Below are 13,618 nucleotides of genomic sequence, written 5' to 3'. Positions count from 1 at the left end.
AATAGAGCCTCTAGGGTTATAAAATACAAGAATGCCCCTTGTGAAATTGATCCAAGAAGCTACCTCTGATGCAAGTTAAGGCCTCTAAAGTGGATTTAGAGCTAGTTCTCGTCCTTTTCACCAGTGGAATGTCAACATCGCACCACGAATCTCTAGAACGGAATTTTTGCGTATTCTAGATAACCGTGATTACTAGAGGATTTCTTAAGTATGTCAGAGGTTACTGCCGTTACAGATGCCACCTTTAAAGACGAAGTTTTAGATAGTGCCGACCCTGTCCTAGTGGATTTCTGGGCTCCTTGGTGCGGCCCTTGTCGAATGGTGGCTCCCGTTGTCGAGGAAATTGCCAAACAGTTCGAAGGGGAAGTCAAGGTGGTGAAACTCAACACCGACGAAAACCCCAATATCGCTAGTCAGTACGGGATTCGCAGTATTCCTACTCTGATGATCTTCAAAGGAGGTCAAAAAGTCGATATGGTGGTCGGGGCTGTACCTAAAACCACTTTAGCCAATACCTTAACTAAACACCTGGAATCTGATGATCCGCAAAAGGGCTCAAAAAGTTGATCTGGTGGTTGGGGCTGCACCGAAAACTACTTTAGCTAATACCCTAAATAAGCATTTGGGGGTTGACTAGGTTTTCTGGTAACGCATACCGGGTAACTGAGTCACTAGACCCATTAATTCTAATTCCAATAGGATCCCCGCCACTTCTGAGGTGGGGATTTGCATTTTTTGAACAATAATGTCAAACAACAGGGCATCTCTGTCAAATAACTGATACACTTGTGCTAGTCTAGGTTCTAGATTGACTGGAGGAGCAGCATTAACGACTGGGGATGTCTCTAGAGGGAGTGAAGGGGAGAGATTAACCGGTGCGGATTGGTTCGCGGTGGGAATTGCCCCCAACATTTGTAGTAATTTCTCCTCAGAAACGATAATTTCCGCTCCCTGATGAATCAGTTGTAAACAACCCCTAGCGGTGGCAATATCGGGAGAATTGGGTAAAGCATAGATATCGCCGCCGAATTCGTTAGCATAACTGGCCGTGATCAGGGAGCCAGACCTTTCGGGGGCCTCGATAACAATCGTGGCGCGACTTAAACCGGCGATAATGCGATTACGACTGGGAAAATGGGCTTTATTCGGTTGAGTTGCGGCGGGATGTTCACTAATGACTAAACCCTGCTTTTGGATGTCGGCGTGTAGCTGCCGATGACGACTAGGATAAACCACATCGACCCCCGTTCCCAAGACGGCAATCGTCCTTCCCCCTGCTTTTAAACAGCTTTGGTGTGCCTCGCCATCAATTCCTTCGGCCATACCAGAAACAATAGTAAATCCCTGTTGGGCCAAAAGGGTACTTAAGCGCCGCGCCCAGCGCCGGCCGTGATCCGTGGGGTTACGAGTACCCACAATGGCGACGGTGGGGATATTTCCCTGATTTTCCTCTAAATTGACCTTTCCTTGATAGTAAAGTAAGGGGGGAGGACTGGGAATTTCCCAGAGAAATCGGGGATATTCTGGGTCGCTAGGAGTCCAAAAAAGGGGATTTTTCTGGATATGTTCGGCGAAAAGAGCTTCTGGGTCAATTTGCGATCGCCCTTCCCGTACCGCTACCATTAACTTTTTGCCAAATCCCGCCACTTCTGCGATCGCAGAATCGGTGGCATTCCAGGCCACAGCGACACTGCCGAAATGCTGATAGAGTCGCTTCAGGGAAATTGCCCCAACTCCAGCAATACTTGACCATGCTAACCAATAAACGCGCTCGTCTGTCAATTTAAAAAGCTCCTCAAACCAAGTAATATTTTCAGTCGGTTAAAACTGACTGCGGCCAGATGACCTTAATTTATTTTAATCATGCCGGAATACTTTCCATTAGTTCTTGAGGTATTGTTGAGCCTCGCCCATGTCTTTCACTTTTTTAACAGGTGAATAAGTTGTTCTTGATCTTCTGGGGTAAGTTGTTCGGTTGCTTCTAGTATTTCTGCAAAAGTAGCTGGAGTCATAGTTTTAGTTGGTTATAGTGGTCTTTGGAGCCAATTGTAGCAGTAACGGTAGAATATGTTAGCATAGCGTAACGGATAATAATATGAAAATGTATAAAATGTTTCACATTAAAAGGCACGTTAGGCAACGTATCCTAAAAGATCGGTGGTTGCGTTTTTTCAAGAAAAATGCTATGATATCTAGAAGTAGAGTAAATGAGTTATTATGTCATCCTTAGTGCTTAAACAGCATATTGAAGTAACACCTGGTGTTTGTGGCGGTAAACCTCGTATTGCTGGACATCGGATTAAGGTACAAGACATTGTTATTTGGCATGAAAGAATGGCGATGTGTCCTGATGAAATTGTTTATAATTATCCAACGATTACTTTAGCTGATGTTTATGCAGCTTTAGCTTATTACCATGAGCATCGAGAAGAAATTCGCCAAGATATTGAATCCAGCGAAAATTTTGCTAAACAGTTACAAGGGGATAAACCTTCATTGGTCGAAAAACTTTTAAAGGGAAATAATGGCCAATAAGCTTAAGTTTCACCTAGATGAAAGCGTCTCTAATGCGATCGCTAAAGGTTTAAGAATGCGAGGGATTGATGTTACAACTTCTCCAGAAAAAGGACTGATGGGGTCTTCCGATGAGGAACAATTAGCATATGCTTTATCGCAAGGCCGAGTCATTTTTACTTTTGATGATGATTTTCTGGTTTTGTCTTCAATGGGATTAGAGCATTGGGGGATTATTTATTCACATCAACGTCAATCTATTGGCAAAATTATTAGTGATTTAGTTTTAATTTGGGAATGTTTAGAGCCTGATTATATGTATAAAAATGTTGAGTTTTTATAAAAATCATAATTCAGAAAAAAAGGTACGTTGGGTAACGCAATTTACAAGATTGAATCTTTACACTGTGATTATATTCATTACAATCCTGTGCGGCATGGGTTATGTTGATAGCCTCCAATTTGATTGGTTAAGCAATAAGCAGGACGAACCTTACTGGAAGATAAATCGTCGAAGGGAAATTGAATTAATACAATTTTACCCTTCATTAGTTACAGGTTGTCCATCGTTAAGAGTATAAATATCTTCTTCGGGATCTTGCAGAAAAGCAAAGCTAGGGTTATGGGAAACGGCATCTAGCCAGTTTTTTTCGTTCAGTTCATCCTCCGACATCAAAAGAATGACGCGCACAAACCGATCTTTTTCTTGGGGAATAGGATGATCAAGTTGAATTTGTCCTTGAGTATTGAGGATACCAGTGGTTTCAATCGCACGCATAGCAAAACCTAAAAGAAGTGATTCGATTCTAACATTAAAGTAACCATAAAAAGCGGTGATGGCTAACTACAGCGATCGCTATTCTCAGGCTCCCCCTATGGCTCTCCTCGACTTTGTGTGATAATCATTGCTTATCATTCCTTGTAGTTTTGCCAGACAAGGGTTTAAAGACTATATTTCCAGAAAATTATCGGCTGCATCTCCTATTTGTGACTTTCCCTCACCTATAGGTGAGCAGCAGAAGTTATTCAAAGAGGGCGAATGCAATTGGCCCCTACAATAATATTATTGCGCCAATGGTGGCTCCCAACTGATAAAAGTTAACTGTTAACTGATTAGGAGAGATCGCACACAACCCGAAACCCGTGTCCGTAGCCGAGAACATCCATGTCGCCGCGATACGCGGAACGGCAAAGTCCGGGATAGGAGTCACAAGCTCCGCCACGAAGTGATGATGCTTTATAACTATTCCATGCAATATCATAATGTCCAGTCCATTTATTAACACACCATTCCCAAACATTGCCGTGCATATCATAGATTCCCCAGGGATTAGGTCGCTTTTCCCCAACAGGATGGGTCGTACCATTTGAATTACCATTAAACCAGGCATAATCTCCTAGTTGACTTTCATCATCGCCAAAACTAAATCGGGTTTCTGTGCCAGCGCGACAGGCATATTCCCATTCTGCTTCTGTAGGCAAACGGTAGTTTTTTCCGGTTAACTTGCTCAGTTGTTTACAAAAGACTTCAGCATCATCCTTACTAACAGATTTTACTGGGTTCTGGGGATTTCGTGAAAAACTTGAACTAGCTTTTTCCATCACTGCTTGATACTGTGCTTGGGTGACGGGATATTTGCCTATCTGAAATGCTGGCACAATTACTTCATGTATCGGTTTTTCATCTTCATACTCATTAGAACCCATGTTAAATTTACCGGCGGGTATATCCACCATTTCTAAGTGAAAGTCTGGAGGCAATGAGGTAATATTTTGGCTAATTTTTATATTTTGACTAATTTGTTTTCGTTGAATAGGCTGATTAGCTGACCGAATTATCTTGGGTGATACTTGTAATAACTTATCAACATTTACCTCTGCCAAGCTAAATTTAGAGTTAGTTACAAATCTTGTATGACCGTAAGCCATTAAAGCTTTAAGCTTAGTATGACTAGCCCAATAGCGAATCGACTCTTCATATTCTTGGGTTTTTTCTTCATCTAGTGCAAATTTTTCTAATTTTGCTAAAATTTGCTGATCATTTTCCAAATCTGACAATAACAATGGCCATTTTAAACTAATGGCAGTAAATTTACCTAACTGTTCAAAAGTCAAAGAAGGCTCTAACAAATTATCATCCTTGTCTCGCTTCTCAAAAAATAAACCAGTTTCATTAGCGATATAAACCTTGAGACGAAAGACATTGATAAAGTGTTTAATCCGTCGCGGATTGTAATCCAATGCGGGAGCCACCATCATAATGACATTCCGCACTGTTGGGGAATCTTTATCAAAATTGTTGACTTGAATCGCTTCTAATCGCTTAATTACAGATGCTCGTGCTTTCTCTTTTTCGGTTTGTTCAGATTCTATCGAAGGATTATCTGGAGACGATTTGTTTAAATCACTTGTCTGATTACTTGTTGGGGAAGTAAGATGCTTTTGCGAATTATTTCTCTGGGGTAAAGCTAACTTACCCCAGAATGACTGAAAAAATGGAAAACGAGGTTTAGCTGGCGGTAAATTGGGAGGAGTTGAAGTAGCAAGCTGAATCAAAAAACGCTCAAAATCTGACCGGGATGGTTGGGGAACTAAAAAGGGAAGCTGGACAAACTTTTCAATGAAAGTATAACCATAAGCTAACCCTTTATTAGCACTACGTCTCGCTAAAATATCAGGATCAATTTCTGTGGTTTCTGACGGTAAATACTTGAGAATGTTTTCGTATTTGACAGCTAAACTAGCGGCTACTTTTTCTCTGTCCATTCCTAAAATAAACACGACTGAAGGATCATCGGCAATCATCAAGTTAATCGCTTGCATCAAGTCCGCTGATTTTGGATGTTCACAACGATCTAAATCGTCAATAAATACATATACCCGATCATTGCCAACATAGGCATCAACAATTTTAGCAAAATCTTCATGAAATTCTTCTACAAATGCCGATTGTTTTTTATAATCTGGGGCTTCTATGTATTTAATTAGGTTGTTTTTGGGGTTTTGGAGTAATCTTTGAAAATTTCTCAATAAACTCTTAATACCAGCGAAAATCCCCGCTCCTGATAAGGTGACACCGACCGCAGTAAATAATAATTTAAAAACTGAATTAATTTTGCTCCAAAAAATATCTTGAGAGGTTGTTGCTCTGATTAATTCGTTAATTCCTTCAACTCCATAAACGATTAAAATAAAGGGAATAGCAATTGAGGCACAAATCACAAAAATTATTAATGGTAAAGCTTTAATTAATTCAAATAAGCCTTTTTCTAAGTTAAAACGCAATAATTGTAATTTAAAATGTCCTAGAATAACTCGAGGCAAATCTCGCCAATTTTTGGGCGTAGAAATCTGCTTAATAAAAGACAGCGCAAAAGCTGCCCATACCGACTCCGCTTTATCGTGTCGCCAAGCATTAAACCAAACCGTCCGACCTCCTTTTTTTCGTAAATATTCCTCCAACATTTTCATAAAAGAAGACTTGCCACTACCCCACTCTCCCTCAACCGATAAAGTTAGGGGTGGTTGTGTCTGCTCATGCAACAAAAATTCAGCGATCGCTATTACATAAGGCTCAAATCCGAGAGCATCATTATTAGTCGCTTGATCGCTGACGCTAGTATTGCGGATAGATTCAGGAGAATCGGACATGGTAGTTATTTTTAGGTGACAGAGAAGGGAGAATAAAATAGATTACCTTAAGTAGCTGGTTATAATTAAATTAAAAATAGATTTTAGGTTCGATCCCCCCTGCCCCCCTTGATAAGGGGGGTGCCGATAGGCGGGGGGATCCCCCCTTAATCCCCCCTTGATAAGGGGGGCATCTGATAATTTCTAACGCCTACCTACTTATCAATCCGAGAAACGCGATATATAACCTCCTGTGGAACAAAAAAGCAATGAAGAAAAGACATTTTCATCATATCATCTAAACCCGATGGGTTCTGTCAGGTAGGGGATAGAAGATTTAACTATGTCTATAGAGTTATTGGGGTTTAGTTTTACTAGGAATCAGAATTAATGACCAGTAGGTGACAGCCTCTGGATCGATTTCGGTAATCGGAATAATTTGCTGATTGGGTAGGGTTGCTCGTTCGATGTAGAGGGCGCGTTCTAATAATCCTAATTCCTGGAGAATATCACGAACTTTAGCGAAATGTCTGCCTAATTTAATAATCGCTGCTGCATCGATAAATCCTAGGCGATCCCGCAATATTTCCGCCTCTAAAGTAGCGGGCATAATACTAAATACGTCATTTCGATAAGTGATAGGTACACCCAGCATTGCTGCACTTGCCATCACTGAAGAAATACCCGGCACGACTTCAATAGAAAAGCGATCGCACAAGCGATTAAAGATATACATAAATGTGCCATACAACATCGGATCGCCCACACATAAAACCGCCACATCTCGACCTAAGTTTAACTGTTCGGCGATATTTTCGGCGGCAATATCATAATGAGGTTGAGAACTGCGCTCGACACTAAAAGGTAAAGGCATGGGAATTTCTATCTGCTCGGGACGGATAAAATCCGAGACAATTGCCCGTGCCAAAACTTTGCCACTTTCTAAGGTAGGATAGGCAATTACCGGAACAGTTGTGAGAATCCGGTGTGCTTTTAGCGTCAACAATTCGGGATCGCCAGGCCCGATTCCTAATCCATAAAGTTTGCCTAATTTATTCATAATTCGTTCTCTTTTGCTAAAGCATTGACTGCCGCTGCTGCGATTGCGCTGCCTCCCCTACGTCCGTGTAGGGTAATAAATGGCGCGCCACGACTATTAGTTGCTAATTCTATTTTCGACTCTGCCGCTCCTACAAATCCCACGGGAAAGCCTAAAATCAAAGCCGGTTTATCTACATTTTGATCGAGCAATTCTAGTAGGTGAAAAAGTGCGGTTGGTGCATTACCAATGGCTACCACTGCTCCAGCTAAATGAGGTCGCCAAAGTTCTAAAGCGGCAGCGGAGCGGGTATTATTAATTTGCCGTGCTAACTCGGTTACTTCTGGATGATTGAGGGTACAAATAATCGGATTATTTTTAGGTAAACGGGCTTTGGTAATGCCATTAGCGACCATTTGAGAATCACAGAGAATTGCTGCACCCCCAGCGAGGGCATTTCGTCCGATTTTAACCGCGTCTGGTGATGCTTCTAAATCTTCTGTTATGTCTGTCATCCCGCAGGAATGAATTAGACGAACTGCCACATGAGCTAAATCATCGGGGAGATTTTTCCAGTTAGTTTCAGCCCGAATAATAGCAAAAGATTTGCGGTAAATTTCCTCACCATTCTTAATGTATTCCATTCTATTCATCTAAATTTTTCGAGTTTTGGGAGCTTAAAATTTGGGCTATGAGCGGGGTAATCTTGGCAAATTCTCCCTCAAATATAGGTGTTTCTAAGAATTTTTTACTATCACCCATATAGACTTGATAAGCTTCTAGTATTTGGCCATTTTCCTCGATGGTAGTTCCTAAAAGGGTAATTTCGGCTGGACCCGGTTGAGCGCAGCATTTAGCACAACCCGTCAAGTGAATATTAACAGGAGAATTGCAGGTTAAGTGTTCCTGCAAATAATCTGCTAGGAGAGAAGCATGAATTTGAGTTGCAGTGGCCGCTGCTGCACAACCCGGTTTACCGCTACAGGCAACTATCCCGCATCCCATCCGGGAGAAGCGGATAATCCTAGTGATGCCAGTTTTGGCAACAATTCTGACACTTTTTCATCGGGAATATCGGGTAATATAACAGTCTGCCAAGGGGTTAATCGTAACTGACCACTGCCAAAAGTTTCTGATAGTGCCGCTAATCCCCATAGTTGATTAGCCGTCAATTGTCCTAATCTTAATGATAGGCCAATATAAGACAATCCGGGTTGCTTTTGAGGATGAATTCCCAGATGAAAATAGGGTTGAGTAGAATGGGCAGTTTGCTGGCATTCTTGCCAGTCTATTATTCCAGTATAATTCCGATGTAATTGGGAGTTAACTTGTTCGAGATATTTTGTCAATCCCCAATCTTTGAGTAGGTGTTTCATCCGAGGTTTTTTCCCCTTGATATTAGGGGTTTGTTGAACATAATCGAGATAAACTTTTACTAAAGCTTTGACTACAGCTAAACAGTTTTCTGGCTCAATTAATAAGTCCGTGTCATAGAATTGTTTATCTCCTGCGAGGGCTAATCGAAAGCAAACAATAGAAGTTAAATTTGTCGGATTATTGAGGGCAATTGCTGATAGCTGAATCTCGTTATAGCGGTGTTGCCAGGGCATAGTTGAACTGGTGCCAATTCCCACGGCACCGCCGCCATCGATCCCGATACTAAATTTAGGACTTAGTTGGGCAATTGATGGATAATTTTGGATAAAATTATCTAATTCTTGGACTAATGGACGAGTATCGATCAATTCTTGGCAGTCAATTCCAGCCGTGGGACTAGACATGATATTACGCAGATGATCGATACTGGGATTATGGGCAGCTAACCCTAATTTTTGCAGGGTTTGAAATTCTTCTAAACTGGGGGATTTTTGCAGTCCGCGAATTTGCAGATTTGCCCGATTGGTAACTTGTATTGTACTCTGCCATTGTTCGAGCCAAGTGGCGATCGCTTTTCCCTGTGGAGAATTGAGCCATCCACCGGGGGTGCGGAGACGAATTAAAAACCCATCCTGGGCAGCAGTTCCATAAAATAAACCGGGACAAGCATTTGCTTTAACTAACCAATTCACCGTTGTTTGTTCTCCATGCGACGCAGAGAAGTAGTTAGAAAATTAGTTGTCTATACTACCGATCAAAAGCTTGTAATTGGTATTCTGACTCGCAAGGAAAAAGGGAAGATGTACTCTTTTTACTTTTTACCTGATTACAGCTGCGGCACAGTACCAGAATCGCACTGGACTTTCCCAAAGACAAGTTTAAGGATTATACCACGTTTTTGGTTGAAACTCAGTATCGTTAAGAATCACTACATTTTCACCCTTTTGTGCCAAGACAAATAAACCTTGACGATAGGCATATTTATCCGCTCCTTCTTCGATTTCAATACCTGCTACTGCCCCATATAATTGTTTGTGGTTATATTCGGGAAAAAATTGCCTAAATTCTCTTAGATTCTTGATTAATTCTTTGACATCATCTACACTCAAACTACTTTTGACTTCCACTACTAGCACATGATTTTCATTAGTTACTAACACATCAATTTCTAGGGTTTTACCGTCGAGACGTTTTCTGACTCTTTGACTAACTTGATGTACGGGAATATCACGATTTAACAATAAAGTCTCACAAGCGGGGGCTACCATATTTTCGACAAAACGTCCCCATTTACCTCCAAGATTACCAATTTCTTGACTGAGTCTGGTAATTTGGCGATCAGTTTTTAAAGATTGTTCTTTGAGAATGCGCTCCGTTTCTTGAAAGCGTCGTTCGGTTTCTTGAAAGCATCTTTCTGTCTCTTTTTGAGCTTCTACTAATTCGGCTAATAATCTCCAAACATCATCGGCGGTGGTGGTCATAATTTTTCAGATGAATTAACTTGACAATAACCTGATTATATCTGGTTTTTAAAGCCCCTACCACGTTTTCGGTTGAAACTCAGTATCGTTAAGAATCGCTACATTTTCACCCCTTTGTGCCAAGACAAATAAACCTTGACGATAGGCATATTTATCTGCTCCTTCTTCGATTTCGATTCCTGCTACTGCCCCATATAATTGTTTATGGTTATATTCGGGGAAAAATTGCCTAAATTCTGTTAGATTCTTGATTAATTCTTTGACATCATCTACACTTAAACTACTTTTAACTTCTACTACCAGCACATGATTTTCATTAGTTACTAACACATCAATTTCTAGGGTTTTACCGTCGAGACGTTTTCTGACTCTTTGACTAACTTGATGTACGGGAATCTGACGATTTAAAAATAAAGTCTCACAAGCGGGAGCTACCATATTTTCGACAAAACGTCCCCATTTACCGCCAAGATTACCAATTTCTTGACTGACTCTGGTAATTTGGCGATCGGTTTTTAAAGATTGTTCTTTGAGAATCCGCTCGGTTTCTAAAGATTGTTCTTTGAGAATCCGCTCCGTTTCTTGAAAGCGTCGCTCGGTTTCTAAAGATTGTTCTTTGAGAATGCGCTCCGTTTCTTGAAAGCGTCGTTCGGTTTCTTGAAAGCATCTTTCTGTCTCTTTTTGAGCTTCTACTAATTCGGCTAATAATTTCCAAACATCATCGGCGGTGGTGGTCATAATTTTTCCTCTGAATTAACTTGATACTAACCTGATTATATCTTGTTTTTAAAGCCCCTACCAAGTTTTCGGTTGAAACTCAGTATCGTTAAGAATCGCTACATTTTCACCCCTTTGTGCCAAGACAAATAAACCTTGACGATAGGCATATTTATCCGATCCTTCTTCCATTTCAATGCCTGCTACTGCCCCATATAATTGTTTGTGGTTATATTCGGGGAAAAATTGCCTAAATTCTGTTAGATTCTTGATTAATTCTTTGACATCATCTACACTTAAACTACTTTTAACTTCTACTACTAGCACATGATTTTCATTAGTTACTAACACATCAATTTCTAGGGTTTTACCGTCGAGACGTTTTCTGACTCTTTGACTAACTTGATGTACGGGAATCTGACGATTTAAAAATAAAGTCTCACAAGCGGGAGCTACCATATTTTCGACAAAACGTCCCCATTTACCGCCAAGATTACCAATTTCTTGACTGACTCTGGTAATTTGGCGATCGGTTTTTAAAGATTGTTCTTTGAGAATCCGCTCGGTTTCTTGAAAGCGTCGCTCGGTTTCTAAAGATTGTTCTTTGAGAACACGCTCGGTTTCTTGAAAGCGTCGCTCAGTTTCTAAAGATTGTTCTTTGAGAACACGCTCGGTTTCTTGAAAGCGTCGCTCGGTTTCTTGAAAGCATCTTTCTGTCTCTTTTTGAGCTTCTACTAATTCGGCTAATAATTTCCAAACATCATCGGCGGTGGTGGTCATAATTTTTCCTCTGAATTAACTTGATACTAACCTGATTATATCTTGTTTTTAAAGCCCCTACCAAGTTTTCGGTTGAAACTCAGTATCGTTAAGAATCGCTACATTTTCACCCCTTTGTGCCAAGACAAATAAACCTTGACGATAGGCATATTTATCTGCTCCTTCTTCCATTTCAATGCCTGCTACTGCCCCATACAATTGTTTATGGTTATATTCGGGGAAAAATTGCCTAAATTCTGTTAGATTCTTGATTAATTCTTTGACATCATCTACACTTAAACTACTTTTAACTTCTACTACTAGCACATGATTTTCATTAGTTACTAACACATCAATTTCTAGGGTTTTACCGTCGAGACGTTTTCTGACTCTTTGACTAACTTGATGTACGGGAATCTGACGATTTAAAAATAAAGTCTCACAAGCGGGAGCTACCATATTTTCGACAAAACGTCCCCATTTACCGCCAAGATTACCAATTTCTTGACTGACTCTGGTAATTTGGCGATCGGTTTTTAAAGATTGTTCTTTGAGAATCCGCTCGGTTTCTTGAAAGCGTCGCTCGGTTTCTTGAAAGCGTCGCTCGGTTTCTTGAAAGCATCTTTCTGTCTCTTTTTGAGCTTCTACTAATTCGGCTAATAATCGCCAAACATCATCGGCGGTGGTGGTCATATTTTCTCCTCTGAATTAACTTGACAATAACCTGATTATATCTTGTTTGAAGGATAGACTCTGATAGCAGATAATGAAATAGTAGCGATTTTTTTTAATATGGCGGATCGCAATTGTCAGTCGAAATGGCTATCGATCATAGGAATTGGTGAAGATGGCTTAGAAGGGTTAAGTTCAGTGGGACGAAGTCTGCTTTCTTTAGCATCAGTTATTGTCGGTGGTGAACGTCATCTGGCAATGTTACCCCCAGAGGATCAACGGCAAAAACTGCTCTGGACTTCTCCCATTCAAGACTCTGTTAACGAGATTATCCGCCTTCGTGGTCAATCTGTCTGTGTTTTGGCCAGTGGTGATCCCATGTGCTACGGAATTGGTGTCACCCTCACCCGTCAGATTCCCCTGGAGGAAATGACGATTATTCCCTCTCCTTCTGCCTTTAGTCTTGCCTGTAGTCGTTTGGGTTGGTCCCTGAGTGAAGTGGAAACTTTGAGTTTGTGCGGTCGGCCCCCGGCTTGGTTGAATGGGGTGCTTTATCCCGGCGCTAAACTGCTGGTACTGAGCGCTGATGCCCAGACTCCTGCGATCGCTGTTCGGCTGCTCAGGAAGGGAGGTTTTGGCGAAAGTTCCATCACGGTTTTAGAACATCTAGGGGGAACCCGAGAACGCCACATTCAAGGCATCGCCAACGATTGGGAGTTTACAGATCTGGCAGATTTAAATGTCATCGCCATTAGCTGCATCTCCTCCCATCCCCCCACCCTGGCGCCGCGCCTTCCAGGACTGCCGGATTCTGCTTACCATCATGACGGACAGTTGACAAAAAGAGAAGTTCGTGCTATTACGCTGAGTAGATTGGCTCCCCTACCCGGACAATTGCTCTGGGATGTGGGGCGGGTTGTGGTTCCATTGCCATTGAGTGGCTGCGGAGCGATCGCCGTTGCCAGGGATTGCGATCGAACATCATCCCACCAGATTACAATACATTGCCGATAATGCCGCCGCCCTGGGAACGCCCCACCTGCAAATCGTCGCCGGAATCGCACCGAGCGCCCTGGAAGATTTACCGCAGCCGGACGCTATTTTTATCGGTGGCGGTATCACCACACCCCACCTATTGGAAACCTGTTGGTTAGCCCTGCGCCCCGGGGGTCGTCTTGTTGCCAACACTGTTACAATTGAAAGCGAATTAGTCCTCTTGCAATGGCATAGTAAATTAGGAGGGGAACTGCTGCGAATTGGCATTGAAAAAGCCGAACCAGTCGGCAAGTTTTTAGGTTGGAAAGCCATGGCCCCCGTAACCCAGTGGACTGTTCTGAAACCGAGATTGTAAATCCTTGATTTTCTCCTTGATTTCTCTTGCAAAAGTTGTAGATAGAACTTTTTGGCTATTCTTTTCCTGTCTAATTAG

At 41.6% G+C, this 13,618-nt stretch carries 14 protein-coding genes, 1 pseudogene and 1 riboswitch; of the genes and pseudogenes, 5 read left to right on the top strand and 10 right to left on the bottom strand.

The window, feature by feature from the left end:
* Nucleotides 1-210: 210 nt before the first annotated feature.
* A complete protein-coding gene (gene trxA / locus VL20_RS02250) occupies nucleotides 211-567 on the top strand; it encodes a thioredoxin (RefSeq protein ID WP_002750414.1) in 357 nt (118 codons plus the stop codon).
* A 66-nt stretch (nucleotides 568-633) separates the two neighbouring features.
* Here trxA and dprA read toward each other — a convergent pair whose 3' ends face one another.
* Entirely contained in the window at nucleotides 634-1,782 is a 1,149-nt protein-coding gene (gene dprA, locus VL20_RS02245) for a DNA-processing protein DprA (protein ID WP_052275474.1), read from the bottom strand.
* Between the two features lie 435 nt (nucleotides 1,783-2,217).
* On the opposite strand from dprA, the gene VL20_RS02240 reads away from it, so the two are divergent.
* Nucleotides 2,218-2,535, top strand: a complete 318-nt coding sequence (locus tag VL20_RS02240) for a DUF433 domain-containing protein (protein WP_002765820.1) — start codon at nucleotides 2,218-2,220, stop codon at nucleotides 2,533-2,535.
* Entirely contained in the window at nucleotides 2,525-2,857 is a 333-nt protein-coding gene (locus VL20_RS02235; RefSeq protein ID WP_002736383.1) for a DUF5615 family PIN-like protein, read from the top strand. Before VL20_RS02240 ends, VL20_RS02235 begins: the two co-directional genes overlap by 11 nt.
* 195 nt (nucleotides 2,858-3,052) lie before the next feature.
* On the opposite strand, the gene VL20_RS02230 is transcribed toward VL20_RS02235, so the two are convergent.
* The 9 genes and pseudogenes from VL20_RS02230 to VL20_RS02190 form a co-directional block, all read right to left on the bottom strand.
* On the bottom strand, nucleotides 3,053-3,292 hold the full coding sequence (locus tag VL20_RS02230; RefSeq protein ID WP_002750429.1) for a hypothetical protein: 240 nt from the start codon (nucleotides 3,290-3,292) through the stop codon (nucleotides 3,053-3,055).
* Nucleotides 3,293-3,627: 335 nt separating this feature from the next.
* On the bottom strand, nucleotides 3,628-6,165 hold the full coding sequence (locus tag VL20_RS02225) for an SUMF1/EgtB/PvdO family nonheme iron enzyme (RefSeq protein WP_052275473.1): 2,538 nt from the start codon (nucleotides 6,163-6,165) through the stop codon (nucleotides 3,628-3,630).
* Between the two features lie 334 nt (nucleotides 6,166-6,499).
* Nucleotides 6,500-7,204, bottom strand: coding sequence for a precorrin-2 C(20)-methyltransferase (gene cobI / locus VL20_RS02220; protein ID WP_052275472.1), 705 nt, complete (start codon nucleotides 7,202-7,204; stop codon nucleotides 6,500-6,502).
* Complete coding sequence (locus VL20_RS02215; RefSeq protein WP_052275471.1) at nucleotides 7,201-7,827, bottom strand: precorrin-8X methylmutase; 627 nt, start codon at nucleotides 7,825-7,827, stop codon at nucleotides 7,201-7,203. Before VL20_RS02215 ends, cobI begins: the two co-directional genes overlap by 4 nt.
* A gap of 1 nt (nucleotide 7,828) precedes the next feature.
* A pseudogene (gene cobG, locus VL20_RS02210) lies at nucleotides 7,829-9,252 on the bottom strand (precorrin-3B synthase).
* 57 nt (nucleotides 9,253-9,309) lie between these two features.
* A riboswitch (cobalamin riboswitch) is annotated at nucleotides 9,310-9,468 on the bottom strand.
* Nucleotides 9,439-10,041 carry an NERD domain-containing protein gene (locus VL20_RS02205; RefSeq protein ID WP_052275470.1) on the bottom strand — a complete coding sequence of 201 codons (603 nt, stop codon included), beginning with the start codon at nucleotides 10,039-10,041 and terminating at the stop codon, nucleotides 9,439-9,441. It overlaps the preceding riboswitch by 30 nt.
* 57 nt (nucleotides 10,042-10,098) lie before the next feature.
* Nucleotides 10,099-10,779 carry a hypothetical protein gene (locus VL20_RS02200; RefSeq protein ID WP_052275469.1) on the bottom strand — a complete coding sequence of 227 codons (681 nt, stop codon included), beginning with the start codon at nucleotides 10,777-10,779 and terminating at the stop codon, nucleotides 10,099-10,101.
* Nucleotides 10,780-10,836: 57 nt separating this feature from the next.
* Nucleotides 10,837-11,538 carry a hypothetical protein gene (locus VL20_RS02195; RefSeq protein ID WP_052275468.1) on the bottom strand — a complete coding sequence of 234 codons (702 nt, stop codon included), beginning with the start codon at nucleotides 11,536-11,538 and terminating at the stop codon, nucleotides 10,837-10,839.
* 57 nt (nucleotides 11,539-11,595) lie between these two features.
* A complete protein-coding gene (locus VL20_RS02190; RefSeq protein WP_052275467.1) occupies nucleotides 11,596-12,210 on the bottom strand; it encodes an NERD domain-containing protein in 615 nt (204 codons plus the stop codon).
* A 99-nt stretch (nucleotides 12,211-12,309) separates the two neighbouring features.
* On the opposite strand from VL20_RS02190, the gene cbiE reads away from it, so the two are divergent.
* Together cbiE and VL20_RS32150 are read left to right on the top strand one after the other, a co-directional pair.
* Complete coding sequence (cbiE, locus tag VL20_RS02185) at nucleotides 12,310-13,203, top strand: precorrin-6y C5,15-methyltransferase (decarboxylating) subunit CbiE (protein ID WP_284525981.1); 894 nt, start codon at nucleotides 12,310-12,312, stop codon at nucleotides 13,201-13,203.
* Nucleotides 13,148-13,540: a bifunctional cobalt-precorrin-7 (C(5))-methyltransferase/cobalt-precorrin-6B (C(15))-methyltransferase gene (locus VL20_RS32150; protein WP_284525980.1), complete on the top strand. Its 393-nt coding sequence runs from the start codon at nucleotides 13,148-13,150 to the stop codon at nucleotides 13,538-13,540. The genes cbiE and VL20_RS32150 overlap by 56 nt, the downstream gene beginning before the upstream one ends.
* Nucleotides 13,541-13,618 lie beyond the last annotated feature (78 nt).

Origin of the sequence: Microcystis panniformis FACHB-1757 (assembly GCF_001264245.1) — a bacterium.
In the GTDB taxonomy this organism is placed as follows: domain Bacteria; phylum Cyanobacteriota; class Cyanobacteriia; order Cyanobacteriales; family Microcystaceae; genus Microcystis; species Microcystis panniformis.
Note: the sequence above shows the minus strand (reverse complement) of the source record. Positions and strands in the feature narration are given on the sequence as shown.

Coding starts and splice junctions, on each gene's coding strand:
- cbiE (WP_284525981.1), top strand. CDS start 12,310: ATGGCGGATCGCAATTGTCAGTCGAAATGGCTATCGATCATAGGAATT.
- VL20_RS02195 (WP_052275468.1), bottom strand. CDS start 11,538: ATGACCACCACCGCCGATGATGTTTGGAAATTATTAGCCGAATTAGTA.
- VL20_RS02240 (WP_002765820.1), top strand. CDS start 2,218: ATGTCATCCTTAGTGCTTAAACAGCATATTGAAGTAACACCTGGTGTT.
- trxA (WP_002750414.1), top strand. CDS start 211: ATGTCAGAGGTTACTGCCGTTACAGATGCCACCTTTAAAGACGAAGTT.
- VL20_RS02225 (WP_052275473.1), bottom strand. CDS start 6,165: ATGTCCGATTCTCCTGAATCTATCCGCAATACTAGCGTCAGCGATCAA.
- VL20_RS02200 (WP_052275469.1), bottom strand. CDS start 10,779: ATGACCACCACCGCCGATGATGTTTGGAAATTATTAGCCGAATTAGTA.
- VL20_RS02215 (WP_052275471.1), bottom strand. CDS start 7,827: ATGGAATACATTAAGAATGGTGAGGAAATTTACCGCAAATCTTTTGCT.
- VL20_RS02230 (WP_002750429.1), bottom strand. CDS start 3,292: ATGCGTGCGATTGAAACCACTGGTATCCTCAATACTCAAGGACAAATT.
- VL20_RS02190 (WP_052275467.1), bottom strand. CDS start 12,210: ATGACCACCACCGCCGATGATGTTTGGCGATTATTAGCCGAATTAGTA.
- cobI (WP_052275472.1), bottom strand. CDS start 7,204: ATGAATAAATTAGGCAAACTTTATGGATTAGGAATCGGGCCTGGCGAT.
- VL20_RS02235 (WP_002736383.1), top strand. CDS start 2,525: ATGGCCAATAAGCTTAAGTTTCACCTAGATGAAAGCGTCTCTAATGCG.
- VL20_RS02205 (WP_052275470.1), bottom strand. CDS start 10,041: ATGACCACCACCGCCGATGATGTTTGGAGATTATTAGCCGAATTAGTA.